The following is a 26,357-nucleotide window of genomic DNA, read 5'->3' as shown; positions in this document are numbered from 1 at the left end:
CTTCAGCGAGTTTTTGAGACACGTCCTAGGCCCGGGTCAGCCGAACCCATCCGGCAATGGATAACACACAGAGTCCGAAGACCACTGCACCTGCGGCTGTCAGAATACCGACGATCCAGCCGAGCCAGGCCAATCCCAGCGTAAATCCCATAAGAATACCAATCGGGATGAACAACATCCGAACCATCGTTGAACCTGCAAGATGCAGCGCCTCCGAGTCATACGTTATAAGCTGAACATAGTCCGACGTTGCAAACACATCCCAGGAACGATAAAACATCACCGTCAACATGATGATTAATAACGCACACACAATGATATTGACCGGAAAAGGGGGTAATGCAACTGCTGCGATGGATAGTCCTCCAAGCTGCAAATACAATTTCATCGTAGCTGAGTTTCGGAAAAATGCCTTGAACGCAATCTCCGCTGTCCGGTTCGGGATGGAACGATTGCGCAGCAATTTACGCGGTTTGCGGAAGATAATGGACCGTGTTCGTGGGGCTTTCGGCTTGCTCACCGCCCGGCTTAACATTAGAGCTGTCAGCTGCAGCCTGCTCCGCAGATCCTCCCGCACATCCCCTTCAAACGTTCCCTTCATCAGTAGCCTCATCTGTCCAACTGTAATCAGAAGAAGCATGATAATTACGATTCCAAAACTGATTTTCCACGTCTGTCCATACATCCATGATGTCGCACTAATGGTCATATAACCTATGCCAATGACGAGAGGGATCATCTGAATCCAGCGTCGCCATCCTGTATGTCGAACCTTCGTCATATGTAGTGTTATGGCTTGGAATGACGCTACTGCACCAAACCAGACAGCCATAAGTGCAATCTGGAGATTAGACATCTCATAGACACGGGACCACAGGGGAGCAATGAGCGCTGTAATCATAATCATTTTGCCCAGATGTTGCAGACAGGACCGGTAGAGCCCTTGCCTCATTAACGTGTGCATCCACAACGGTCTTGATTTCAGAAACAATACATCCGCTTCCTCCACAAATATCAACACACCACCGGTAAGCATAACGACGTCAATCAGCCCCGTCAGTATGGGGAGCGGTAATCCTGTCGCCCATGCAGGCAGTGGTTTGGTCCACAGACTTGTGTACCATCCAATCAGATAGAGCAGACCCGGAACAAGCAGGTATACCCACACCGTCCAATCCACGACAAGTCTGAGATTTTTCATTTGCTCCCTGAAGTGCTCTTTGCGTCTTCGCCGGTATAAACGAAGTGGTGTATAACGCTGGGAAGTTTCCATCCTCTCTCACCCTCTCTCTATCTAAGATGTCAGTATATCGAAACAGTCAAACAAAGAGGCTTCCGGCAATCCTGCCGCTTCACGGATCTCATCCAATGTTCCCTCGGCAGCAGATCTGCCCGAAGCAATCAGAATAAATCGGTCGCAGATTCGTTCAGCGGTATCCAGTACATGCGTAGACATGAGCACACCCGCACCGCGGCGACGTTCATCATCAAGTAACTTCAGAAAATCCTTGGTTGCACGAGGGTCCAGTCCGATGAACGGCTCGTCCACAATATAGATATCCGGCGAAGACAGAAATCCGATCATCAGCATCATTTTCTGCCTCATGCCCTTCGAAAAACTGGCCGGAAGATCATTCCGAACGTGGTCCATACCGAAACGAACCAACAGTTCCTCCGCTCTGGCAACAAAAGCTTCTTCCTCCATTTCATACGCCGCTGCAGCCAGATCAAGATGTTCCCATAGGTTCATATATTCATAAAAAACCGGTTGCTCCGGGATATAGGCATAACGACCCTCTCCCCCAATTGTCACTTCATAGTTCGCATGTTCCAGCAGACCCAGCAGCGTTTTGATCGTGGTACTTTTGCCCGCACCATTGGGTCCGATAATACCTACCAGTTCTCCTCGCGCCACACTCATTCGAATGTTACGTATGGTCGATTGTCCTGGTTCGTATCCTGCCTCTGTAATATGTACGTCTAATATAGACTCCTGTACTTCCGTCCTTTTATAATCCATTCCCATATCATTCACTCCCTGTTCTGATCAGGTGTTTATTTCATCCTTTATGTTTTATTGTAATCGAGTTGCGGGCTGTGTGTTTGATCATTTTAAGCATTTCTATATAGATGGCAAATAAACAAAGCAATAAATCATAGTAATGTATGATTTATTGCTTTGTTTATTATTCTTCATTTTCAGTAACACAGTATGTACGAATAATTGAAACCAGTTCTTCAAATGTGTACTTGTGGTTCACCATATCAACAGTAAAGTCCTCAGCAAAAGTTTGATCCATCTTAAGATACACATTGTTATAACGTAGAAAGATTACCAATGCGGTAAAAGCCGTTCTTTTATTAGCATTATGGAAAGGAGGGTTTTGACCCAAAGATTGAAAGATCGCAGCAGATTTTTCATATATAGATGGGTAAGCTTCGTTACCAAAAGCTGATGATTGTGCTCTTACAACCGCAGATTCAAGCAGACCAGAATCTTTAACTCCAATCTGCTCTCCAGAACTGTAACGCTTAATCATAGCGACGTTGATCGCAATAACCTCTTGAATACTCAAATACCGGGTCATGCTCATCTATCCTTGAGACCTTTCAAGGTTTGATCATATTCACCCATCACATCAGCCAATGTATCCATAAAATCACTACTGATCCCGTTAGGCAAATTAACTTTTGTAGACTTTTTAATAATAATCTCCCCATTGGACTGATTTACCTCGATTTGAACCGTATCGCCTTGCTCAAGACCAATTTGTTTAAAGGCATCTGTCATTGTTAATCCAAGACTATTACCGAATTTCGTTACTTTTCGTTCCATCTCACTCACCCTATTCATTCATTGCTCCCCCTAGTTATACTATTTAACTGTTATAACAATTATACTAAAACTTTTGTCCATTTGTACATTATTTTGAATTTTGAAATAAAAAAAGCAGAGGTTCCGAATCCCTTGCTACTTCATATTACAATTAAAATCGCATATTACCGATTTGTCTCCACCACAGATGTAGTATCACTCTCTGCATCTGCATCCACGTTCAGACCCAGATCAAGCGCTCCACGGCTGGATGATTAATGATCAAATTTTAAATGCTAAAAATGCAGATCTTGTGACATATCGCATGTTTTTCGTGGAAATAGAAGCTTACAATAAAATCATGGCGACAACCTGAATCGTCAAACACAACTAACCAACTTATAAAACTAATCTGAAAAGGCGGGATCAGCATGCTGGAATTACAAGAAATCGGAACCGAACGTTCACTTCATCTGTACCGCACCTTGGCCCAGACATTCAAGAGCGTGAATGAACACGCTGTATCCGGAAGCAAAGTGCATGGCTTCAACCCCACCGCATACGGGGTGCTCGAAGTGTTATATATGAAAGGCGCACAGCCGATTCAACAGGTTGGTGCACAACTTCTGCTACAAAGCGGAAATGTGACCTATGTGATTGATAAGCTGGAGCAAAAAGGACTGTTACACCGGAAGCATTGTCCGCAAGACCGACGTATTATCTTTGTGGAACTGACCGAGGAAGGCCAGCGAACCATGGATGACATCTATCCAGGCTATGCGACGAAGATCGATCGTGCTGTCAGTGGACTGAGCGAGGAAGACAAGGAACTGCTGTCCGAACTTTTGGGAAGGCTTGCACATTCTGCAGACCGTTTATCCGCGGGCATCTAAATCACTCCACATGTGCCAACAAAAAAAACCGGATTTGCCTGACATCGGCGAATCCGGTTTTTCGTATGTTTTTCGTATATATATCTTCTTTTTACTTTGATCCTTGTGGCTGTGGTGGAGCATCTGCATCTTCGGGAACGATCAATCGTTTGCGTAGAGCAAGCGTCGTTACCCACGAGACCAATGCAATAACAAACATAATGACAAACAGGGAATGCAAGCTTCCTTCCAGCACGTTACGCAGCAGCGCCCATTTGTCATCCGATAGCGCAGCATCGGTATGTGGTGCAAGCAGTTCGTTCAGATCACTCTCCGATATTCCAGCCTCCGCCAGATTCTGTTCACTGGATAACGTGGAGATCCGATAGTTCAACCAGGTGCCAAAAGCCGCTGCACCAATCGTCTGTCCCAACGTTCGCATGAACGTATGCAGTGCTGTAGAGGAACCACGCTCTTTATATCCTACGGAAGACTGCGCAATAATGGTGAAGATCGTGAACGCAAAGCCGAAACCAAGACCATAAATAAAGGTCAATATGAAGAGCACAGCCTGCGGGGATGTCCCGCCCACCAGAAAGAGTCCACCCGATCCGATCGCAATTCCGGTTAATCCAATCAATGCGGTCAACCGTGATCCAATTTTCATCAACAGGCGGCCTGCGAGCACACTACCAATGAGCCAACCCACGGACATCGGCGCGAGCAGCAGCCCGGATTCCGTTGCGTTACCTCCCCGAACCCCCTGCACCCAGAGCGGCAAATAACTGGTCAGGCCGATCATCAAAGTACTGGTCAGCAGTCCGGCGATATTCGCCACACGGATGTCCCGAATTCGGAACAGATGTAGTGGAACCATAGGGGCCTGAGCTCTTTTTTCCACCACAAAAAATAAAATAATAAACAGAGCGGCGACCACACTCAGCACAACAATCAACGGAGAACTCCAAGCATAATACTGCCCACCCGCCGACAGGACAAACAACAATGCGGTAATGCCCACCGTGAAGGTCAGCGCACCGACATAGTCAATTTTGGCTGTACGTGGCGAGATATCTTCCTTCAGATAACGAAATACAAACCACATCGCAAGCAGACCAAACGGCACATTAAAACCAAAGATCCACTGCCAGCCCAGATTGTCTACAAAATAACCGCCAAGCAGCGGTCCAGCCAGAGAGGAAATACCCCACACGGAGCTAATCCAGCCCTGGATTTTGCCACGTTCTTCAATGGCGTAAATGTCCCCGATAATCGTAAATGTAACAGGAACTACCGCACCCGCACCAATCCCCTGAATAGCACGGAAAATAATCAATTGCTCCATATTCTGCGACAGACAGCACAAGAGTGAACCCAGTAAAAATAAGGCACAGCCAATCAGAAAAACAGGCTTTCGTCCATACAAGTCACTAATTTTACCGAAAATGGGCGTACTCACTGCCATCGTCAACAGATATGCGGTGAAAATCCAGCTAAGCAGCTGTACACTCCCCAGCTCACTAACAATGGTCGGCCCTGCCGGACCAATTACGGTGCCTTCAATCGCTGACAGAAATGTCGCGAGCAACAGCCCCGTCAAGATGAAACTGCGCTTCAAACCTCCAGTTGCATTCACACAAACCCTTCTCTCTTCGTTTCTCTATATAATTGGTACATTAATTTACACATCTACTACGAACCAGAACAAGCTTCCAATCGCTGTTATCCCCAGATTTTTTCTTCTCCTCTCTAAACGAGAAATCCGGTGATAAAGGCGAACGCTTCGCTTCTCCAGCTTTGTTCTGTTTCTTCGTTTACGTGTAAATTTAAAAAAAATCATATATTGTCTCTTTTATTTACCTCGCTTGCGAAGAAACTCATCATACAGCATGGAATACATCACCATATCCTTATAACCGGTGGACGTATGTTGCACCTGTCGCAGCAGCCCTTCACGTGTGAAGCCGCAGTTTGTCAGGAACTCGCCAGAAGCCAGATTACGAGGATCAACCAGCGCTTCAATTCGATTAAGCCCCATGGTCTCATACCCGAAGGGCAACAATGCCGAGAAAGCCTCCGTCATATAACCGTGTCGCCAGTAGTCACGCCCCAGCTCATAACCAATCTCACCCCGGAATGCGCCTTCAAGCTGCCATGTGTTAAAGCCACAGCTGCCGATAAGCTTGCCTGTTTCTTTGAGTTCAATCCCCCACCGGATCGCATCCTCTTCTCCTGCCATTTGGTTAAGCAGTCCTATCATGTCCGCCGCTTCGCTTGTCCCAATCATGGGTGCAAGATTCATGTAACGGGTCACCTCGCGATCTGACCAGCATGTGAACATCTGGGCCGCATCCCGGCGACGCATTTTACGCAAACGAAGCCGCGCAGTCTCCATTTCGGGAATTCTTCCTTTGCATTTATACATATAAAGACACTCCGATCCGATCTATCTCCGCAGACCATAATATTCACTAGTCATCTAATCATAACCTGCGCCGAATGGCAACTGTTCAGTCATGGACACACGTCAAAAAACCGGGCCAATGTCGCTCCCGGTCTTGTTGTACGTATGGATCAATTCAAGTTTGAGTGAATTATGGAAACATGGCTTGTCCAAATGAATTTTAACCTTTGGACGTTTTCTTGCCCTTCCCCAGTAATTCATCGCTAACCCGTCCAAACACAGCCGTGATTTCCTTGAATTCTTCAATGCCAGTCCCGGTCAGGCTCCATTGGTCCCCGTGGGCGGTCAGGAAGTTCTCCTGCGTCAGGTGTTCAAGCTCCTGCTTGATCTCCCGCTCTCCAACGCGATATCCCCGTTCTTCTAATAGGGGCAGTGCCTCGCTAACGTTCAAATCCTGATTTTGGGCGAAATATAGTAGATGAATCCGTACAAAAAGATTCTGTACCTCTGCATGCATAAGCCAAGCTCCTTCCCGGGTTGTAGCCCTCCGTGGTTGCTAAGTAATTACCCCACGCAAGAAGCTGAGAAACAGGAGGATTCTTCTGGTATTCCCTTCCCTTTCCGAAATCCTCCGCTTGACTAACCGCATCCTCTGCACTATCTTGAAAATAAGTACCATTTTGCTCGGGAGGGTGATTTACCATGTTTCAAGCTGTTTCCTATGAAGGAACACGAAGTGAGCAGCACACCGCCGTCCTGGGACAGTTAAGTGCTCTGATCCGCGATGAACCTAGTGCGATTGCCAATCTGGCAAACGCTGCTGCGCTGCTCAATGTATTTATGACCGACACCAATTGGGTCGGCTTCTATCTGTATGATGGAAAAGAACTGGTCCTCGGGCCATTCCAAGGACTGCCTGCCTGTATCCGAATTCCACTGGGACGTGGTGTATGCGGCACATCTGCTGCGGAAAAACGTACCCTGGTCGTTGATGATGTTCATGCCTTCCCAGGCCACATTGCCTGTGATGCGGCATCGAACAGCGAGATTGTCGTACCTATTATCAAAAACGGCGAACTTTACGGGGTGCTGGATATCGACAGCCCGATCAAAAACCGTTTTGACGACGAGGACCGCGTCTTCCTGGAGAAAGCCGTAAGCCTGCTCACAGAGCAGTTGGAGGTAACCATCCCCCTTTAGGAAATGATGAATAAGGTGATCGGAGTCTCATCACACACGATGATGAAGAACCCGTAATAACAAAGAGCGCAGTCCTCTCAGAGGTCTGCGCTCTTTGTTATCCATGTGATTCACACCCATGTTCTTGCTCGCCCATGTTACTTTATGCATCTAGGATAAATCATGTTCCGCTTTAATCATCATCCCATCCCGCAGGAATTCAGCCAGCCTCGGGTGGTAACCATCATACATCTGACGGAAATTTTTATGCTCTACATACAGATTGGCCAAATCCCGATAGATCTCAGCGGTGGGTGTATAATAACCTTTGATCCATTCAAGATGCCTGCCAATGATCCGTTGTACTTTTGCACTACCGGGTTCCAATCCATCCTCAATAGCCTGTTGCAAGTCGAGATGAACCTGATCAATTTTCGCTTGGGAATCCAGATAATCTTCTTTCGATTTCAACTCCTGATTTTCAGGCAATGTGGATGAATTGGAAGATTGGATGTCGGACCTCTGAACACCCTCTGTCTGCACATGGTTCATATCATTATTAACTACAGGGTTAGAACCCGATTCATTCAGCAACTGGTGACGCCCCTTATTTACAAAACCGATATACAGCTCATGTTCATCAAGTTCATGTTCACCTTGCAAATAGGAGATCGTTTTGTCCAGTGTCTGAATCAATCCATGCAGACGGAGTGCCTTCTCCAGAATCTCAATGCGATGCTGCTGCATGATGCGAATGACATCCTGAGGATTATCCCGGAGCATCGGGGCAATCTCATTCTCTTTCATACCCACTTCCTTACAAAAAAGGATTTGCTGGAGTCTCAGCAATTCCTGCTTCTCATAATAGCTGTCCTCATCTATATCCCCAAAGGCCGGATTCAGAAGACCTGTCTCTGCATACTGGCTCAGCTCGTTCAGAGTTACGCCTGACATTCCCGATACGTCAACCATGGAATACGCCATTTGAATACACCTCCTGCCTGTCCTGCAACTCCAGAGTTCAGGCTTAATTCATACTGCATTTTATTTGAATAATGAGAGAATATAAGACTTTCGGCAATGCTGTACCGCTATTCCGCTCGTGCTCTGGATGGGGTACAACATGCTTCAGTGATATGAGCGGCGTTTGGTCAGTGATGTTGCGGTATGTTAACTATGTTTTACCCGTCTCATCAGATGTGAACCCGCAGTCAGTGAAGAATTCGTATGTATTTTTTAAACTTTTTCCATGATCTTCAATTAAAAAATCCTGTGCCATTATTCCGGCACAGGAGCGTGTAGTTATATTTCCATTAGCATACGGTATATTGAGTAAAAGAATGGAAGAGAATCACCCTTTGTTAAACATGACAAACTTCAATTCCGTCATTTCTTCTACTGCATATTTCACACCTTCACGCCCAATCCCACTTTGTTTCACCCCACCATAGGGCATGTGATCCACTCGGAACGTCGGAATATCATTAATCATAACTCCACCTGCTTCGATCTGATCAACAGCATGGAGGGCGGTATGAATATCGTTTGTAAATACGCCTGCCTGAAGCCCGTATATAGAATCGTTAACATGTTCAATACCCTCTTCAACGGAATCTACCGTATTGATCACAACGATGGGTGCAAACACTTCCTGACAGGATACCTTGGCATCACGCGGAACGTTAATCAGTACCGTTGGACGCAGAACGCCTCCTCCAGCTTGACCGCCTGCTGCCACTTCAGCCCCGGCCTGTTTGGCTTCTTCAATCCAGTCGAGCGTACGCTGTACATCATTGGAGGTAATGAGCGCAGAGACCACCGTATCCGGGCTCAGCGGGTCTCCAACCACTACTTGTTTGGCCGCTTCAGCGAAACGCCGGATGAATTCTTCCGAGATGTCACGATGTACGTAGATTCGCTGTAGCGAGATACATACCTGTCCCTGATACGTGAAAGCACCGGTCACACATCGAGGAACCACTTTGTCCAGGTCTGCGTCCTTATCCACAATCACCGCTGCATTCGACCCAAGCTCCAGTGTCACGCGTTTGAGTCCTGCTTTGCTGCGAATGCTCGTACCTACCGCTGGACTGCCTGTAAACGTAATGTGAGCAACACGAGGGTGCTCAACAAGCACATCACCAATGGTTTTGCCATCACCGCTCACCACGTTCAGTGCACCATCCGGCAGTCCGGCTTCCTGAAGCAGATTAGCGATGTAGTAGGATGACAGAGGCGTCTGCTCCGCAGGTTTGAGAACAATCGTATTGCCTGCTGCCAACGCTGGGCCTACCTTGTGGGCTACCAGATTCATTGGAAAATTAAACGGCGTAATCGCACCGATGACGCCTAGAGGTTGTCGCATCGTATAGCCGATACGTCCTTCTCCACCTTTGGCTGCATCCATCGGAACGGTCTCACCGGTCAGCCGCTTGGCTTCTTCGGCGGCAAAACGATACGTTTCCACCGTACGGTCAACCTCGGCCAGTGCTGCGGTAATTGGCTTCGCCGCTTCAAGCGCTATGATTCGCGCTGCTTCTTCCTTGCGCTCTTCAAGCATGGAGGACAACTTGTACAGAATATCTGCACGCTGATGTGCAGGCATCTGGCGCATTGCCTTCCCGGCTTGAACCGCAGCTGCAACAGCAGCCTCTGCTTCCTCTGCTGAAGCGGAAGAGACTTCTGCCAGCGTTTCCCCGGAGTATGGTGCTTGAAGTGCTTTATAATCTACGGATTCGGTCGGTTTGCCACCGATAAACAGATGTTGTTTTTTCATATGCTGCGTCCTCCATCCTTTTAGATACTAAAAGTTCAGTTCAATTTATATAATCTATTTATACACTATTTACGTGCCATCAACCCACTACGCTATGCGGCAATCATAGCTTGTAACGTACCTGATGAGCCATTGTGGCAATCTTGAGCTATTGCATTATAAAGGATTTCACAACCTATTTAACCGTCAGGACGGGGCACTCTGCATGTTTTAACACGCCATGGCTGACACTGCCCACGATCATCTCTGCCAGCATGCCTTTCCCGCCTGTACCCATCACGATCATTCCACAATCTCGTTCACGCGCCACACGGCAGATCTCATTAACGGGATCACCCGCAATCAGCAATGTCTCATATGCAACTTCGCGTCCGGACAACTGTCTGGTCACTGGTTCTATGATATACTGCCCTTCTTCGGCAATCCGAGCTTCCAGATCAACACCCAATGCAGGTTCACTAATAGAGATAGCGGGATTAACATGCACGATCAACAGGCTTGCGGGTTGTTTCATATCTTCAGCCAGGATCAGTGCTTGTTCCACAGCCTTATGCGCATGTTCCGAACCATCAACAGCAACCAATATACGTTTCAGCATTGCAATTCCTCCTGTGAATTAATGAGATGTAATGGCAGAATCGATATCCCGCAGATGGTGACGCCGTATCAGCAGTACCACGACACCAATCAGAACCATTAATGCGCCAAAATAAAACGGCGTTTCCGGCAGGAACCACTCGGATAATTTACCTGCAAGCCATGGAGCAAGTGCACCACCCAGGAAACGAACGAAGCTGTATGCAGCAGAAGCAACAGAACGCTCCACAGGTGCAGCTTCCATAACAGCCGTTGTAATCAATGTGTTGTTAATCCCAAGGAAGATTCCCGCCACTATGACTGCCACAATAACGGTAGTTGGTGAACCCATCACCGTACCAATAGCCATAACAACGAGATCAATCGCGAACAATGTAAGCATGACACTCATGGACGGAACCGATCCGAATCGGCGTTGTAATCTTGGTGCCACGAATACCGACGTAATGGCCAGCATCAGTCCCCAACCAAAGAATACATAACCCAAGCCGTGCTCATCCAAATTCATCACATAAGGTGAATAAGCCATCAAAGTAAAGAAACCAAAATTATACAGGAAGGCGGTAATCGCCAATGTTTTCAGTGAAGGATAACTTAATGCTTTGAACGGATCGGACAAAGAACTGCGTGTTTTCGGTTTGGCCATCTTGGGCAACATAAATGTAATGCTGATAAACGCAATTGCCATCAGAACAGCTACGCCGTAGAATGGGCCACGCCAAGAGATGGACCCCAGCTCACCACCAAGCAGCGGTCCAACCGCAATCCCGAGGCCAAGCGCTGCTTCGTACAAAATAATCGCTTTGGCTGTCCCCGACGTGGATAGTCCCACAATGGCGGATAACGCCGTTGCGATGAACAAAGCATTACCCAGTCCCCAACCGCCACGGTAACCAACCAGTGCACCTACCGTGTCTGAGGTACCGCCGAGGAAGGAGAAGATAATAATCAACAATATGCCGCTAAGCAGCGTCCACTTCACACCAATCCGGCTGGATACGACACCTGTAATCAGCATCGCCACCCCGGTTACAGCATTATAACTGGTAAATAGCAGCGACACCTGGCTTTTGGAAGCATGCAGCTGATCTGCAATCGCGGGCAGGATCGGGTCAACCAGACCCAGACCCATAAAGGAGATGATACATGCAAAGGCGACCGCCCATACCGCTCTCGGTTGAGACAGCAAGCCCCCACGTGATGACGGCAATTCGTCCGGTAATGATGGCTCTCTTTTCATACGTAATTCCTCCTGTGAATCATTTATGTGGTTAAGCTTTATATTTGAAAATGACCGTGAAAACAACGAAAACATCGCGTTCATTTTCATGAATAGAGGTAACAAAACGACACCGGAACATCCGGTGTTTGTACAGGATCGCCACAGGTTCTATGGTGCTCACTCATGTAGCGATTATGTGTATACAGTTTTGTTTATTAAATATTAGATGTTAATTCGGTTAGCCATCTTCATCACTCTGCGGATCATGTGCCTGTAACTTCTGAATACCACTCCGAACGCGTTCACGCAGCTCTTCCAGTTCAGTCTGTACGGCATGTATGCTCTGAAGTTTCTGCTCAAGCAGTAACAATTGACCATCCAGCGTTGTTTCCATCGTGGTAAGCTTCTCGATCCGTTCTCTTACTTCGGTCGTCTGCTGGTAGTCAAAACGTTGTTCGTTCAAGGCATCTGCCGTTGCCACATAGGTATGTAACTCCTGAAGGGAGAATCCAAGTACCTCTTTGGCGCGAACCACCTTCTTCAGATAATCGATATCCTCCCGAGTGTACAATCGCGTACCGCCATCTGTCCGCTGAGGTGAAGGCATGACACCAATCTCTTCATAATACCGAATGGTTCGCTTGGTCAAACCGCTTTCCTTGGCTACGTCGTCAATTTTATATAAACTCATTTCCCTCACCTCTTTCATATGTCTATAATGTTATGTACATAATTATATATAATATTAACGTTAACGTCAACGTTAGATTTTATGCATGGAGTCTTGGCAAGTTAAACAGCCTCTATAATTTCTATTTCAACAAAAAAAGACCCGCTTCACACGCACACGCAGGTCTTCCTCTGTACACTATTCATTCATTTTACCTTAAACATTCTGCTCATTCTGTTGCTGTTGAGCACGCTGCATTTGCTTCAGACGGCCTTCCACTCTGGTAAACAGTCTGAACGTATAGAATCCTGTAGCAACCAGACTCAGTACCAACGCTCGTACATCTGTAAGCCAGAAACCGATAATACCAAATATCGTAATAATCACACCAAATTGCATCATCAGGTTGGCGCTATACTTTTGCGCTTCGTCCCATAGCTCGGGGTTACTCATTGCACGCGGGGTCCGATAACCATATATTCCGTTAATCATTTTCGGTGGTTTTTTGAACACCATGAACCCCAGAATGAAATAACACACTCCGATAATGATCCCTACTACTGCTCCTGTCAAAACGTTCGCCCCTTCACTGTTGTCTTCCATGGACCTGCTTACACTAACATTCCGATGACAGAATAACCTTCCGATCACTGTTACCCCCAGATTTTTTTAATTCCCTATTGAAAGGGGAAAATCCGGGGATAAAGGCGAACGCTTCGCTTCTTCAGGTTATTTCTGTCCTCTCCGTTCTCGTGTAAATGTCTAGTTAGACTTATCTACATAAAAATATAAAAACGGCTCTACGTATATACGAAGAGCCGCCTGGATCGTTTCGTAAACTTAGATATTCTTCACACGAAGTACACGCATGGCGTTCAGGACAGCCAGCACCGTGACACCGACATCCGAGAATACCGCTTCCCACATGGTAGCTATGCCAAACACACCGAGTAGCAGGAAGATCGCTTTAACCCCCAGAGCAAACGCGATATTTTGCCATACAATCATTCGTGTACGCTTTGCAATGCGGATTGCACTCGCAAGTTTTGATGGTTCATCTGTCATGATGACCACATCTGCCGCTTCAATCGCAGCATCCGAGCCGAGTCCACCCATGGCCACGCCCACGTCGGCACGAGCCAGCACAGGTGTATCGTTGATGCCATCACCGACAAACACCATTTTCTCCTTCGGAGATTTGGCAGCTTCCAGTTGCTCCAGTCGTTCGACTTTATCCTGTGGCAGCAATTCAGCGTAGATCTCATCTACACCCAACTCGCGTCCTACCGCTTCACCCACAGCTTTGGCATCACCTGTCAGCATGACCGTTTTGCGGATGCCGAGCTTCTTCAGTGCCCGAATGGCCGCGGCTGCATCATCCTTCACTTCGTCAGCAATGATCAGATGACCAACATACGTGTCTGCTTCAGCAACGTGGACTATTGTTCCTGCCGTCTCTGGAGTGCTATACGCTATACCCGCCTGCTCCATTAATTTGGCGTTGCCTGCCAGCACTTCCCGACCATCCACACTCACCTTGATCCCATGTCCGGCAACTTCATCATAACCTTCCACACCTTGCGTGGGAATGGCTTTGCCCCAAGCTGCACGAATGGATTCGGCAATCGGATGATTGGAATTGGCTTCTGCAATGGCTGCCAGCTTCATCAGTTCATCTTCCGTACGTCCACCTTCGGGACGAATGGCTGTTACTTTGAATACACCTTTGGTGAGTGTACCCGTTTTATCAAAAACAACGATTTTCACATCGTTCAACGCTTCAAGGTAGTTACTGCCTTTGACAAGAATCCCGTTACGTGAAGCTGCTCCGATACCACCAAAGAATCCAAGTGGAATAGAGACCACCAGCGCACAAGGGCATGAGATAACCAGGAAGACCAACGCACGATAGATCCAATCGGCAAATGTTGCACCACTAAGTAACAACGGCGGAACAAATGCAATCACGGCCGCAAGGATAACAACAACCGGTGTGTAATAACGAGCGAATTTACTGATAAAATGTTCTGTTTTCGCTTTCCGGCTGCTCGCGTTCTGCACCAGGTCCAAAATTTTGGATACCGTTGATTCACCAAACGTTTTGGTAACTTCAATCGTCAACATACCATTTTTGTTCACAAATCCACTCAGTACATCACTTCCGGACTCCAGCTCACGAGGTACCGATTCACCTGTCAGAGCAGAAGTGTCCACCATAGAACGCCCAGCTCTAACGATACCATCCAGCGGTACTCGCTCTCCTGCTTTCACAACAATACGATCACCGATCCTTACGTCTTCCGGAGATACACGCCGTGTCTCGTCACCCGAACCCGTCAGGATATTCGCGTAGTCCGGGCGAATGTCCATCAGTGACTGAATCGACTTGCGTGACCGATTAACCGCCATACCCTGAAACAGCTCCCCGAGCTGATAGAAGAGCATGACCGCTACCCCTTCCGGATACTCTCCAATGGCAAAGGCTCCCAAAGTAGCCACGGACATCAGGAAGTATTCATCGAATACCTGCCCGCGAATGATGTTTTTGGACGCCTGGAGCACGATATCTCCCCCGGCAATCAGATAAGCTAGCGCATAGAGAGCAAATTGTGCCCAGCCCTCCAGCGGCGACCAGATTGCGGCTGCGAGCAACACAGAACCGACAGCAAGACGAGCAAGCAACACTTTTGTCTGTCCTGCACCATGTTCATGCGAATGGCCTGCATGGGCATCATCATGGGTATGGCTGTGATCATGTCCAGCATGAATTCCGTGCTCATGCACATGACCATGTGTGTGTCCCTCTGAATCTCCGTGATCATGATGCGAGTGTTTGTCATGTGAATGTGAGTGTCCATGATCATGTCTTGTATGGTCATGAATGTGGTCATGCGAACCAGCCGCACTCCCTGTATGGGTGTGCACTTGTCCGTTCACGTGTTTTCCTTTTTCCGAAATGCGAATATGCGGCTCCAGCCGAAGCACTTTGCGCTTCGCTTCTTCCACTACCTGTTCATCCATATCGGAAGTGGTGTGTAGCGATAATGTTTTGGTAACAAAATTGACAGAGCATTCGTTAATGCCCTTAATTTTTTTGACGCCATTCTCGATCTTTAATGCGCAATTCGCACAATCCAGTCCATCAAGCAGCAGTTCCCTTTTCACCTGTTCCTGTCCGGTTCCCATGTGAATTCTCCCCTTTGCAGTACAAAAACGATGTTATCATTCAATTGCATTCAATATATGAGCACTCATTCATATGTTTGGTTACCCCTATTATATGCACGCCTAAACATGAGTGTCAACAATCGTTGTTGATCTTTCATACAGATTATGCTAATAGTAATCATTTCGCTTTAGGCGGGTTTTGGATATAATAGAGCTATAGTTGTTAACATAGGCGGTGATAGGAAATGGAACAACCAGTTAAAGCACCAAGCGAATGTGATGCAGCCTGCTCAGGTACTGAAGCCGACGTGCAGACGATTCGCACTTCACTCATAGATCGGGAGACGTCTTCCGAGATGGCAGATTGGTTCAAGGCATTCAGCGACCCCACACGTCTACGTATTATTGATGCTCTGTTACAGAAGGAATTATGTGTTCATGACCTGACGGTTCTGCTCGACATGGGGCAGTCGGCCATTTCACACCAGCTGCGTTCTCTCCGCAACATGCGGATCGTCAAGCGGCGCAAGGAAGGCAAGACGGTGTACTACTCTCTGGATGATGCTCACATTGAGCAGATTTTCCTGCAAACGCTCCAGCATATTAAACACAGCTAGGCAGCAGCCAAGCTTGTTCATGCAGAAGAACCCCCGCCTCTCGGCTATATGCCGATGGACGGGGGTTCTTCTTGGTAAGGGTACCGTTTTATACAGAATACAAAGTGACTAAATCTTCTAATTACCGATCAATAGGAGCTTGCCACTTTGGTTATAAAAGATTGTTTTTGTTCGGATCGTACAGGCCGGATCTGTCCTTGAACCAGTTGAAGATATGCGATACACATACTTTCAGCACCGCGTATCCTGGAACAGCGAGCAGAATGCCTACGACTCCAAACAGATTACCCGAAGTCAGAATGACAAAGATAATCGTGATGGGATGAATCTTCAGCGTTTTGCCCATGATCTGTGGTGAGATGAATTTACCCTCGATTAGCTGTACGATTGTCCATACGGCAACCATCTTCAGCAGCATCACCGGCGAAGTAACCAGGGCTACGATCAACGCAGGTGTAATTGCAATTGCTGGTCCCAGATACGGAACAACACTCGTGAACGATGCGATAATGGCAAGAATCAAGGCATAATCCAGACCAATGATCATATAACCGATGTAGAGCAGGATACCGATGCAGAAGCTGACGATAATCTGTCCACGAATGAATGAACTGATCTGGTGATTGATGTCTTCCAGCACATGCATTGCACCTGTACGGCTCTTGATCGGCAGGAAAGACAGAATTTTCGCTGGCAGCTTCTTGCCGTCTTTCAGCAGATAGAACAGAATGAACGGAACCGTTACGATGGACAGCACAGTCTCAGTGAAAGCTCCAAGGAAACCGCCCAATCTGGTCCAGGTCGAGTTCAGAATTTCAGTAGCCTTTTGGGAGATTGTTCCCCACCAATTCTGAGAATTCAGATTCATTGTCTCCTGGAACTGACCGAACAATTTACTGCCCGTAAGCTCCTCAAACTGCAGTTTTACCGTCTCACTGTATGTTGGGAAATTTTCGATCAGCCCCATAATCTGGTTCCGTACAACCGGAATGACTGCCAGCACCACGATTGTCAGAACACCTCCAATCGCAAGATAAAGGATCAGAATGGACCAGCCACGCTTAATCTTCGATCTTTCCATGACATCGACAATTGGATTCAGCAGGTAGTAAAGTATGCCTGACAGAATAATAGGTAGCACAATGGTCTTGATGAGTACTGCGAGCGGATGAAGAACAAAGGATACTTTGGTCAGTACCATCACGTTCAGTCCCACCAACAGCAGAATTAACAAAAATAAGACAAACTTGTTGTTCAGGAAAAATCGCTTGAACCGATCCGGCCAAACGCGGGGTTGCTCAGGTTGCTCCATAGGCGTATCATCCTCTCTTTTATGACCCTTAATCAAAACTAAACTGAAAAGCTAGATAAATGCCCCATACACCGAATAAAAAAGTATCTTGTACAAGCCAACATATGTATAACACTCTGGATTTATACGTATGATGCTAATTAACCGTTTCAAATCAAACCGGTAAAGTCATTTTACCCCAAAATGAGTCTTCTGCTCAACACGAATCATTTGCAAAATCTCCCTATTCAAAAACGGCCCGCCTCACTGGGAGACGAACCGTAAATTTGTATCCTAACTTACCATTAAGCCAGCTTTTACACTGAAAATGAAGATTAAGCTTTTCCCGCCAATTGTGCGATTAACTCATAGGAATGCAGACGTGCCTTATGATCATAGATCATCGACGTAATAATTAGCTCATCTGCCTGCGTCTGCCGGATGAAGGATTCCAGCTGTCCACGTACGGTTTCTGGGGAACCATTAACAGCCGCCCTCAGCGTTTGCTCCACACCAGCCTTCTCACGATCCGTCCATTTGCCTTCCATCTCTGCCGGAGGCTGTACCAATCCCGTTGTGCCACGAATAATGTTCAGGAACTGCTGTTGCATCGTTGTACCCAGCCATGCTGCTTCCTCGTCTGTATCCGCAACAACAGCGTTGACACCAACAATCACATGCGGCTCCTTCAAGCTATCAGATGGTTGGAAGTTGTTTCGATACGTTTCCAGTGCAATCCGGGTGTAATCGGGCGAAAAGTGGCTGGCAAAAGCAAACGGCAATCCCAGCTGACCTGCCAGACGTGCACTGAAATCACTGGACCCCAAGAGGTAAATTGGAATATTCAATCCTTCTCCAGGAACTGCACGAACAGGCGCATGATAAGATGTCGCCGAAGCATCAAAGTATGCTCTAAGTTCTGCCAACAGCTCAGGGAAATCTTCCCCACTGTTGAGATCTTTGCGCAGCGCAAGCGATGTACGGCGGTCACTACCTGGTGCGCGACCCAGTCCCAGGTCAATTCTGCCAGGATACAAGGATTCCAGGGTGCCGAACTGCTCAGCGATGACAAGCGGTGCATGGTTGGGCAGCATGATCCCTCCTGAACCCAGACGAATCGTTTTGGTTCCACCAGCCAGATATCCAATAACGACCGAAGTTGCGGAAGAAGCAATACCCGGCATGTTGTGATGTTCAGCTACCCAGTAACGGTGATATCCCCAACGCTCAGCATGCTGTGCCAGATCGAGACTGTTGCGCAAAGCATCAGCAGGTGTTGCACCCACAACAACAGGAGCCAGATCCAGGATGGAAAGCTTAACGTCATTGATGTGTTCTTTATGGAGTGAAGCCGTATTTTCTGTAGTCATTATCGTTTAATCTCCTCGATGATTATATTTTTGTATATCCAGATATATAGATTAATTAAGTCGCAACTGGATATGGTGATGTGATGATAAACTAGCCGTTTACATCCGGACGGAATCCCTGCGTGCATGTGCATCCTAGCTTCCGTTCCGGCATCCGGCTTATAACTCGTTCTGCACGTACTCGGCAAACTGACGGATCGTCTCTTCATTGCGCCGATAATACGTCCATTGTCCTCTGCGCTCTGAGAGCAGCAAACCCGCCTTGAGCATAGTCAGCAGATAACTGGATATAACCGACTGAGCCAGTCCAGCCTTGAGTTGAATCGTGCCAACACAGATTCCGTTCTTGCCACCATCCGGATGCTGAGACAGTTCCAGCGGTGGAAAGTGTTGCTCCGGGTTTTTGAGCCACAACAAGATTTGTCTACGTGTCTCGTTCGATAATGCTTTGAATATAAGTATAGGTTCCATGGATAAATTATACCCCCTTTCATCCATTTTGCAAACACATGAACAAATAAACCGACTCATGATCGAGTCGGTCTGGAATCATATGGAATCCAAATTCAGAATCAACATCCATATTAGAATTTGGTTGTAACCGTTTGTTTAACCTGATCCAACATCTCTTGATATGCTGATACATCCACATACCCAATGCTACCGAAGAGCAGAAGATCTACGGCTTCAATACCTACAAAATCGAAGATTCCTACGTCTGAAGTTAATTTCAATCCAGCAGTCATGCCAACCTGCTAACATGTGGAAAATATCTTGCTGTTTCGATACTACTTTGATCCTGATCTATAATGTTAGATCTTAGATCATCGTTTTTTGGATTCATGTTGAACTCATGCTGAATTCAGTTAATCCATTGCGTGATTTTCTCAACGGATTGTCTGGACTTCTCACGCTGGGGCTCCTCTGCCCGATAACCGAAGGCTGCCATCATAGAGACGCCCCATGCGCCATTTTCCAGCAAGCCCTCTTCTTCCATAATACGGTGGACGTCCTCACGGCTGAAACCTTCGATTGGACAAGAATCAATCTCGATCTGAGCTGCCGCCGTCATCATGTTGCCGAGTGCAATATAAGTTTGTTTGGATGCCCAGTCAAATAATGATCGTGGATTATCCAGAATTTTCTGGTTATTTTGGAACTTTCCATAAGCCTCACTTGTTAGCTCAAATACGTCATCCGGCATTCCCTTTGTTTCCTTCAGCATGTACTCCGCATAGGGAGAATTATAACTGGCATCTGATCGGGCCAAAATAACAACAAAATGGCTTGCTGTAGCCAATTGCTTTTGAGCGCCAGAAGAAACTTCGGACAGACGCTTACGCAGGTTCGGATTTTGTACAATCAGAAACTTCCACGGTTCAAGACCAATGGAACTTGGAGATAATCTGCCTGTTTCCAATATAAATTGGAAATCCTCATCCGAGATTTTGCGGGTATCATCAAATATCTTTGTTGCATGCCGGAAATGATATGCCTTTAAGATGTCTTCTTTTGTCTTTGACTTTGCTGTAACTTCCATGGAGCTCCACGTCCTTTTTATATATTTGAACAATAATGTTTAAGTGGTACCATCTCAAGTATTAGTTTAGGTCCTATGCGTACAAATTAAAAGTACGCACATTATTGTTTCTTGGTTTATAAAAGTAAGTATTGGATGAGAGACAGCAATAATCCACTAGGTATTTACATGTCCTGGTGGTTTATCCACAACTCTTTTCTTTTAAATCTTGAAATCTTGAACCAGCTTATTCAGATTTAATGCACTATCTTTGACTTGATCAGATTGTTTAACTACTTCCAATATTTATATCGTATGTATCCATATTGTTTGTTAGCATTTCAGGAAAATCGACTATATCCATTTAATGAGAAAAGTAATATTCACCACACATATACGATTGCTATTAACATTATAAATGTAATCATTACCTCCAAGTTACTGTTACACATGGGGAGACAATAGAAAAGCCGCCAGGATATAATCCAGCGGCTTTTCTGTGAATATGAAACGATATCTGTGCGACCTATAGTTGCTCCATCCACTCATTTTCAGAAATGACGGTATATCCTTCTTGTCTCAGCAATGCTGCGGTGACACCCTCTCCATATACCTTGTGGTTGGCAAAATTCCCATCATAGATCATCTTTGTACCACAGGACGGACTAAACTCCTTCAGTACCACACACGATACATTCAATTGTCGTGCCCATTCGAGTGTCTTATAGGCTCCCTTGATATACAGCTCTGTGACGTCCTTGCCACTTTTCTTGATCACTTTTGCAGTGACTGCCAGCACGTCCTTGCCCGTCCCACCGATAATTTCAGCCGGTTCCCGTGGAGTGGAGAAACCGCCAAGCAGCTCCGGACATACCATCTTAGCCTGCTCCTGCTCCACCAGCTCCTGAATCTTCTCATCCAGGCTCGCTGTTCCATTGTAACGACAAGCTACCCCCGCCAGACATGAACTCACCAAATATTTCATCGTTATCTCCTTATACTCATTCCATCTATGAAGTAAATTGTAACATATAAGATCAGCCCTATAACTCGCCTCTGGTGATCATCTTGATCCGTCCATCTTTCCTGTATTCAACCTGAAAAACATCGGTGCTCGACTCCAGTTCAAATGTGACCATGCCTGGATGGTCAGGATTACGGTGAAGTTTATACGCTTGAAGATCCATTTTAAATATTTTTTTAATTATAGGTTCTACTTCTCCTCTAAGAAGAGACTCCTGTATGTTATATAGTTCCTGATAATAAGCCTCTATTTCTTCCCAGTCTGCAAAGTCTTGCTCATAATGATTAGCATCCCCAACCGTATAACCCAAGCCCTCTTTTCCTTCGGTCATCTGCACAAAGTAGTTATCTTTAAAGGAAAAGGAGACTGTATCTTTACCAAGCTCATCATCTTTGCTTCGACTTGCTCTTACCAGATCAAGATTGGCTTTACCAGACAGAGCCTCAATCGCGTTTCTGGCATCCGCCAGCGCCGCCTGAGATACCTGATCAGGACTAAGCTCGCCTGTAATCGAGATCGCCTTGTCCTGCTGCCATACAATCTCCCCATAACCATCGCCAGTCTCATTCTCTAACGCTAATGTCGTATACGATATCGGCTCCAATTCCCCTTGCTTCATACTCACATCACGCTGGACTGATACAGGTTTAAGCGTTGGAGTACTGCCTATACTTTGCAAAAGTGATGGAACTTGACGCAGATAACGGTGCTCCAGCTCACTCGCCAGCATCTCACGTCTCATCTGTACTTCTCGTAGATTTCCTGTTGCCGCATCGAGCCATATCTGCGCGTACTCCGTCTCGCTTTCATTTCCAGCCTCTACATATATTCTGCCGGACACAGGCAAGTCTTCCACTTTCGTAATCTTCAGCTGTTTACCCAGATCGTCTCGCATCGTAGTTGCAACATTCCTTTTCATTTTGTCGGTTAGCAGATTCGTGTTCAAATCATCGGATAACTGTAACGCTGCTGTCGGATAGACCTGTTCGATTACGGGTTTCACCAGCTGTCCATCATCCCAGATCCATAGGAACAATCCAGCAGCAATAACCAACGCACCCGTGCCTGCAACAAGAGGTCCTCTTCTAGGACGATGCTTGTGTGACGCGTTGCTTACTTTTGGTCTAAACGGCCTGGATGATCTGGAACTGTCCTCTGACCTATCTCCCTTGTTTCCCTCTTCCGACTTCTTCATCCACTCCACCTGTTGAAGCACATTGCGCTTGTGATCCTCTGTAAAAGGAGACGATGCAAACGGTCCTTTCCGGATTTCCTTTTCCCATTGCTCATCCTTGTGTCTCATTCACTTCGCTCCTCCCATTGTTTCCTTACCTTATCCTTACCTCGGGATAGTCTGGATTTTACTGTGCCTAAGCTGATTTTCAACATCTCAGCAATCTCACTTGTCGTAAGCTCATACTTCAGATTCAGCAAAAGAATCTCCCGAAACTTCTTCGGCAACGCCAGAACAATATCCCAGATTTCATGGATATGCTCCTTACGCATCACTTCCATCTCAGCCGAAGGGTGTGTAGGCTGCTCTGCAATCATGACTCTTTGGATCGAACCCCCACGCTCTGTCTCAATGGGTAACGTCTCTCCCCACAGACTGCTACGAAAAAATCTGGATTTTCGATATGTAAAAGTGGTATTTCTAGTAATCGTCAACAGCCATGTTTTCAGTGAGCAATCTCCACGATAATGAGCGATCCCCGAATACGCCCGAATGAATACCTCCTGTGACAATTCATCTGCATGTTCGACACTTTTGGTCAGAAAATAAGCATAATTCCACACATCGTTTCCGTAGTCATCCATCATGCTGCTAAGTGTGTAATTGTCTAAGGTCTGAGCCTGTGCCAGTAATTGATCATCCAACTGTTGTTCACCTCACTTAATATGACTGAATCTACTGTGGTTTGGTTCCCTGTTTTGGACATTATTTCTGCCCTCTAGTCTAACGTATCATTTTCACCGTTATACTTTAACCGCAGCAATCATCAGAAACATCGGTCTCCGATTCTCGTCTGGCATGCCTGGAACCTGTTCAATCATCTCCGGTGATGGTTTGGATTCAGCCACCTTTTGAATAGCAAACCCTGCCTTTATGAGTTCATTCATATGTGTTGCCAGTGTACGATGATATTTGACCATGTCCTGATTCAAAAAGTTCGCCACAGAGGGATCACTTGATGAAACAAAATAAATACTGATGAAGCTGAGTTTTTCAATAACTACAGTAAGATGGATCGTTCCGTTCAATGGCTGGATGCAGCGGGGGAGTGGCATGAACTGCAGACTCTTATGTCTGATTTGAAGGACAAGCGTCTGCTGGATTTGGGATGTGCCGCCTTATAAATATCCACCTACTCTACCACATAAACGATATTCAAACGCAAAAGTTGCCAAGAGAATTCATGGCGTGTTATCATACAGAACGAACGTTCAGTATTATTCAATACAGAATGAACATTCAGTTTACTAACGGAGGTTATTATGAATACGAATTGGACGCATCCATTGGAAGGGCAATCTGTTGGTAAAGCTTTTATAAGTTACCTCGTGCCTTCTGTATTGGGGATGCTGGTAGTTGCTTTTAATTTTATTATCGACGGCATTATGGTTGGACACAAACTGGGTTCTACCGCAATGGCCGGGATCGGCATTGCCTCACCTGTCTACACGCTTTTTGTTGCCATGTCGCTGTGGATTGGTATGGGCGGGGCAACCTTGTACTCCAACGCTATGGGTAGAAAAAATATCACATTAGCCAAACAAATTTTCACCAAATCCATTATGCTGATTACGCTAGTTACGATGGCCATTGGATATACTGCATTTACGTTTAAAGACAAGCTGGTATACTCCCTCGGTGCTAACGCCGAGACCTTCCCGTTTGCTTCGGACTATATGAATATCATGTTATTGTTCGGGTTTGTCTTCACCATTGAGAATGCTCTTTCTGTTTTTGTACGAAACGATGGAAATCCCAACACATCCATGTACGCTCAGATTACGTTTGCTGTGGCCAATATCATCATCAATTATATAACATTGTATGTACTCGAATGGGGTGTACGCGGTGTAGCCATCGGTACAATCATATCAGCATCTCTGGCGCTGCTTGTCCTGTTCACCCACTTTTTCAAAAAAACAAATAATCTCACGTTCACCCGGTTCAAATGGAACAACAAACTGCTGGCTTCCCTTCTACTCATTGGTTTCCCCAGCTTTCTGGCTGAACTTGGCATGTCGGTCTTCTCTGTCTCCCATAACATCTCGATGGACCGCATTGCGGGCACGGATGGCGTAGCATCCTTTACCGTGTTGAACTATATTCATGGTGTTGTATTGTTGGCTTTCCTGGGTCTGGCATCCGCTGCCCAACCTCTGATCAGCTATTATCACGGTGCCAATCAGATTAAACGGGTACAACAAACGATACGTTTAGCCACCAAAACGGCTCTGGCATGCGGTCTATTGTTACTGATTGTTGTTCAGATCGGTGCACCTTATTTTGTGCAAATCTTTGGAAACTTCAGTAGTGGCGTAACGGATAATGCCGTTTACGGATTACGTATATTTACATTTGCCTACGTGTTTATGGGTGTTAACTTTGTCATGAGCACCTATTTCCAATCTGTAGGTAATGCCAAAATGGCTATCTGGATTACAGCCGCGCGTGAAATGATCATCATGATTACGTTGATTGCTATTCTCCCTTCATTCTTTGGTGTCACGGGTGTGTGGCTTGCCGTACCGCTGTCCGAAATGCTGGTTCTCGTAACCATAGCCCTGTACTATAGAAAACAATCCCTTACGGATCGAATAAAAGCGTTGCGTCCTGAGTAGCCATAATGGATTAAATGAACGTTAGAGAAAAGGTATAGCCCTGCTCGGTCTACATAGATCGGGCAGGGCTTTGTTATGCTTGAAGCAAATATATTCAGAACCAAATATCGTATCGTCCATTGCTATTAACGGTTGCTTGAGCACTATAGCCATAGAAAATGTGAAAGATGTATGAATAAAGTGTATATTTAACAAAAATAGGATATAAAACTATATTTATATAATTGTATATATTTGTTAATTGGAGTGTGGTTGTCTTGTCAAACTATATACGGCGCCAGACCTCCCTTCACTTTTATCCTAGGAAATGACTGTGAGGAAAGCTACTGCGAGTATGATCAATCCCGACTTATATATATGAAAAGGAGATGTTCGATTGTGAAGAAATATCAAAAAACTGCAATTTCAGCTCTCTCTTCTATGGCTTTGCTCCTATCATCTGTTCCAGCAGTATTTGCTGATGAAACGTCTATGCCTATAATTCCTTCACAAGATACTCAGATAAAACAGGAACAAGAAGCTACTATCTTTGCCCAAAACCTTTTAGTAGAGTATTTCGATGGAGGTTACTCAACGGATATATATTTGAGTGGAAATGTCACGTTTTCTTTTCTTCCTCGTTCGACTGGGGAATATGTATTTAATGTTGTTGATATGAGCGGAAATTTGAAGGGAAGTGGACGAGTAATCGCATCAGACTTGAGAACGAAAAACATCACTTTAAGTAATCTGTATGGTTACCATAAAATCGTAGGGTACTCACCTAATGGTGGGGGAGGAGATTACCAAATTCACTATTAACATATACTAAGTCGTAGGAATCACACTGTATTTGTTGACTTATGGAATGTCATACAGCGCAGGGGAGACCCATCGGCTTTCACTCAATTCTTTATATGCAATGTATAAAATAGTAAAACAAAAAAGACACACTCTAAATCATTCAAGTGTGTCTTCCTATTGCTTGGCGGCGTCCTACTC

The 26,357-nt window shown here is 46.0% G+C and carries 28 protein-coding genes and 1 pseudogene; 6 read left to right on the top strand and 23 right to left on the bottom strand.

Annotation, left to right across the window (positions count from 1 at the left end):
* Positions 1-25: 25 nt before the first annotated feature.
* The 4 genes from J7E78_RS26125 to J7E78_RS26110 all read right to left on the bottom strand — a co-directional run bounded on the left by J7E78_RS26125 (position 26) and on the right by J7E78_RS26110 (position 2,854).
* Entirely contained in the window at positions 26-1,273 is a 1,248-nt protein-coding gene (locus J7E78_RS26125) for an ABC transporter permease (RefSeq protein WP_215079374.1), read from the bottom strand.
* A gap of 21 nt (positions 1,274-1,294) precedes the next feature.
* Positions 1,295-2,026, bottom strand: coding sequence for an ABC transporter ATP-binding protein (locus J7E78_RS26120; RefSeq protein ID WP_215079372.1), 732 nt, complete (start codon positions 2,024-2,026; stop codon positions 1,295-1,297).
* Between the two features lie 160 nt (positions 2,027-2,186).
* Positions 2,187-2,594, bottom strand: a complete 408-nt coding sequence (locus J7E78_RS26115; RefSeq protein ID WP_215079370.1) for a type II toxin-antitoxin system death-on-curing family toxin — start codon at positions 2,592-2,594, stop codon at positions 2,187-2,189.
* A complete protein-coding gene (locus tag J7E78_RS26110; protein ID WP_215079368.1) occupies positions 2,591-2,854 on the bottom strand; it encodes an AbrB/MazE/SpoVT family DNA-binding domain-containing protein in 264 nt (87 codons plus the stop codon). Before J7E78_RS26110 ends, J7E78_RS26115 begins: the two co-directional genes overlap by 4 nt.
* Before the next feature lie 392 nt (positions 2,855-3,246).
* Between J7E78_RS26110 and J7E78_RS26105 the strand changes: the two genes are divergently transcribed.
* On the top strand, positions 3,247-3,708 hold the full coding sequence (locus tag J7E78_RS26105; RefSeq protein ID WP_215079366.1) for a MarR family winged helix-turn-helix transcriptional regulator: 462 nt from the start codon (positions 3,247-3,249) through the stop codon (positions 3,706-3,708).
* Positions 3,709-3,799: 91 nt separating this feature from the next.
* Here J7E78_RS26105 and J7E78_RS26100 read toward each other — a convergent pair whose 3' ends face one another.
* From J7E78_RS26100 to J7E78_RS26090, 3 genes are all read right to left on the bottom strand, one after another.
* On the bottom strand, positions 3,800-5,305 hold the full coding sequence (locus tag J7E78_RS26100) for an MDR family MFS transporter (protein WP_251035278.1): 1,506 nt from the start codon (positions 5,303-5,305) through the stop codon (positions 3,800-3,802).
* A gap of 234 nt (positions 5,306-5,539) precedes the next feature.
* Complete coding sequence (locus J7E78_RS26095; RefSeq protein WP_215079362.1) at positions 5,540-6,112, bottom strand: GNAT family N-acetyltransferase; 573 nt, start codon at positions 6,110-6,112, stop codon at positions 5,540-5,542.
* A 199-nt stretch (positions 6,113-6,311) separates the two neighbouring features.
* The gene (locus J7E78_RS26090) at positions 6,312-6,608 is read right to left on the bottom strand and encodes a hypothetical protein (RefSeq protein WP_215079360.1); all 297 of its coding nucleotides are present in this window, start codon (positions 6,606-6,608) and stop codon (positions 6,312-6,314) included.
* Between the two features lie 185 nt (positions 6,609-6,793).
* Between J7E78_RS26090 and J7E78_RS26085 the strand changes: the two genes are divergently transcribed.
* Positions 6,794-7,291: a GAF domain-containing protein gene (locus tag J7E78_RS26085; RefSeq protein WP_215079358.1), complete on the top strand. Its 498-nt coding sequence runs from the start codon at positions 6,794-6,796 to the stop codon at positions 7,289-7,291.
* A 150-nt stretch (positions 7,292-7,441) separates the two neighbouring features.
* Here J7E78_RS26085 and J7E78_RS26080 read toward each other — a convergent pair whose 3' ends face one another.
* The 7 genes from J7E78_RS26080 to J7E78_RS26050 all read right to left on the bottom strand — a co-directional run bounded on the left by J7E78_RS26080 (position 7,442) and on the right by J7E78_RS26050 (position 15,721).
* The gene (locus J7E78_RS26080; protein ID WP_215079356.1) at positions 7,442-8,254 is read right to left on the bottom strand and encodes a MerR family transcriptional regulator; all 813 of its coding nucleotides are present in this window, start codon (positions 8,252-8,254) and stop codon (positions 7,442-7,444) included.
* A gap of 367 nt (positions 8,255-8,621) precedes the next feature.
* On the bottom strand, positions 8,622-10,046 hold the full coding sequence (locus tag J7E78_RS26075; RefSeq protein ID WP_215079354.1) for an aldehyde dehydrogenase family protein: 1,425 nt from the start codon (positions 10,044-10,046) through the stop codon (positions 8,622-8,624).
* Between the two features lie 175 nt (positions 10,047-10,221).
* Positions 10,222-10,644 (bottom strand): universal stress protein, encoded by a 423-nt coding sequence (locus tag J7E78_RS26070; protein WP_215079352.1) that lies wholly within the window; start codon positions 10,642-10,644, stop codon positions 10,222-10,224.
* An 18-nt stretch (positions 10,645-10,662) separates the two neighbouring features.
* Positions 10,663-11,883 (bottom strand): MFS transporter, encoded by a 1,221-nt coding sequence (locus J7E78_RS26065; protein ID WP_215079350.1) that lies wholly within the window; start codon positions 11,881-11,883, stop codon positions 10,663-10,665.
* Positions 11,884-12,103: 220 nt separating this feature from the next.
* Positions 12,104-12,556: a helix-turn-helix domain-containing protein gene (locus tag J7E78_RS26060; RefSeq protein WP_215079348.1), complete on the bottom strand. Its 453-nt coding sequence runs from the start codon at positions 12,554-12,556 to the stop codon at positions 12,104-12,106.
* A gap of 195 nt (positions 12,557-12,751) precedes the next feature.
* The gene (locus J7E78_RS26055; RefSeq protein ID WP_215079346.1) at positions 12,752-13,108 is read right to left on the bottom strand and encodes an SdpI family protein; all 357 of its coding nucleotides are present in this window, start codon (positions 13,106-13,108) and stop codon (positions 12,752-12,754) included.
* A 267-nt stretch (positions 13,109-13,375) separates the two neighbouring features.
* On the bottom strand, positions 13,376-15,721 hold the full coding sequence (locus J7E78_RS26050) for a heavy metal translocating P-type ATPase (protein WP_215079344.1): 2,346 nt from the start codon (positions 15,719-15,721) through the stop codon (positions 13,376-13,378).
* A gap of 227 nt (positions 15,722-15,948) precedes the next feature.
* Here J7E78_RS26050 and J7E78_RS26045 point away from each other — a divergent pair, with 227 nt between their 5' ends.
* On the top strand, positions 15,949-16,320 hold the full coding sequence (locus J7E78_RS26045; protein ID WP_036614212.1) for an ArsR/SmtB family transcription factor: 372 nt from the start codon (positions 15,949-15,951) through the stop codon (positions 16,318-16,320).
* Positions 16,321-16,471: 151 nt separating this feature from the next.
* Here the strand turns inward: J7E78_RS26045 and J7E78_RS26040 are convergent, their stop codons facing one another.
* From J7E78_RS26040 to J7E78_RS30135, 9 genes are all read right to left on the bottom strand, one after another.
* Positions 16,472-17,632 (bottom strand): AI-2E family transporter, encoded by a 1,161-nt coding sequence (locus J7E78_RS26040; RefSeq protein ID WP_215079342.1) that lies wholly within the window; start codon positions 17,630-17,632, stop codon positions 16,472-16,474.
* Between the two features lie 314 nt (positions 17,633-17,946).
* Positions 17,947-18,981, bottom strand: coding sequence for an LLM class flavin-dependent oxidoreductase (locus tag J7E78_RS26035; RefSeq protein ID WP_215079340.1), 1,035 nt, complete (start codon positions 18,979-18,981; stop codon positions 17,947-17,949).
* 159 nt (positions 18,982-19,140) lie between these two features.
* The gene (locus J7E78_RS26030) at positions 19,141-19,452 is read right to left on the bottom strand and encodes an ArsR/SmtB family transcription factor (protein ID WP_017690814.1); all 312 of its coding nucleotides are present in this window, start codon (positions 19,450-19,452) and stop codon (positions 19,141-19,143) included.
* A gap of 113 nt (positions 19,453-19,565) precedes the next feature.
* Positions 19,566-19,727: a hypothetical protein gene (locus tag J7E78_RS26025; RefSeq protein WP_215079338.1), complete on the bottom strand. Its 162-nt coding sequence runs from the start codon at positions 19,725-19,727 to the stop codon at positions 19,566-19,568.
* Positions 19,728-19,843: 116 nt separating this feature from the next.
* The gene (locus J7E78_RS26020) at positions 19,844-20,521 is read right to left on the bottom strand and encodes an NAD(P)H-dependent oxidoreductase (RefSeq protein WP_215079336.1); all 678 of its coding nucleotides are present in this window, start codon (positions 20,519-20,521) and stop codon (positions 19,844-19,846) included.
* Positions 20,522-21,026: 505 nt separating this feature from the next.
* A complete protein-coding gene (locus J7E78_RS26015) occupies positions 21,027-21,485 on the bottom strand; it encodes a 2-thiouracil desulfurase family protein (protein ID WP_215079334.1) in 459 nt (152 codons plus the stop codon).
* A 58-nt stretch (positions 21,486-21,543) separates the two neighbouring features.
* Positions 21,544-22,827: a hypothetical protein gene (locus J7E78_RS26010; RefSeq protein WP_215079332.1), complete on the bottom strand. Its 1,284-nt coding sequence runs from the start codon at positions 22,825-22,827 to the stop codon at positions 21,544-21,546.
* A complete protein-coding gene (locus J7E78_RS26005) occupies positions 22,824-23,402 on the bottom strand; it encodes an RNA polymerase sigma factor (protein WP_215079330.1) in 579 nt (192 codons plus the stop codon). The genes J7E78_RS26010 and J7E78_RS26005 overlap by 4 nt, the downstream gene beginning before the upstream one ends.
* A gap of 99 nt (positions 23,403-23,501) precedes the next feature.
* Positions 23,502-23,702: a hypothetical protein gene (locus tag J7E78_RS30135; protein ID WP_251035274.1), complete on the bottom strand. Its 201-nt coding sequence runs from the start codon at positions 23,700-23,702 to the stop codon at positions 23,502-23,504.
* A gap of 14 nt (positions 23,703-23,716) precedes the next feature.
* Here J7E78_RS30135 and J7E78_RS30130 point away from each other — a divergent pair.
* From J7E78_RS30130 to J7E78_RS25990, 3 genes and pseudogenes are all read left to right on the top strand, one after another.
* Positions 23,717-23,870 (top strand): annotated as a pseudogene (locus tag J7E78_RS30130) (class I SAM-dependent methyltransferase); the annotation flags it as partial.
* Positions 23,871-24,020: 150 nt separating this feature from the next.
* Positions 24,021-25,376 carry an MATE family efflux transporter gene (locus J7E78_RS25995; RefSeq protein WP_215079326.1) on the top strand — a complete coding sequence of 452 codons (1,356 nt, stop codon included), beginning with the start codon at positions 24,021-24,023 and terminating at the stop codon, positions 25,374-25,376.
* Positions 25,377-25,754: 378 nt separating this feature from the next.
* Positions 25,755-26,177: a hypothetical protein gene (locus J7E78_RS25990; protein WP_215079324.1), complete on the top strand. Its 423-nt coding sequence runs from the start codon at positions 25,755-25,757 to the stop codon at positions 26,175-26,177.
* Positions 26,178-26,357 lie beyond the last annotated feature (180 nt).

Origin of the sequence: Paenibacillus polymyxa, from assembly GCF_018614975.1 — a bacterium.
Lineage (GTDB): Bacteria > Bacillota > Bacilli > Paenibacillales > Paenibacillaceae > Paenibacillus > Paenibacillus polymyxa_E.
This window is presented reverse-complemented; position numbering and strand designations above follow the sequence as displayed.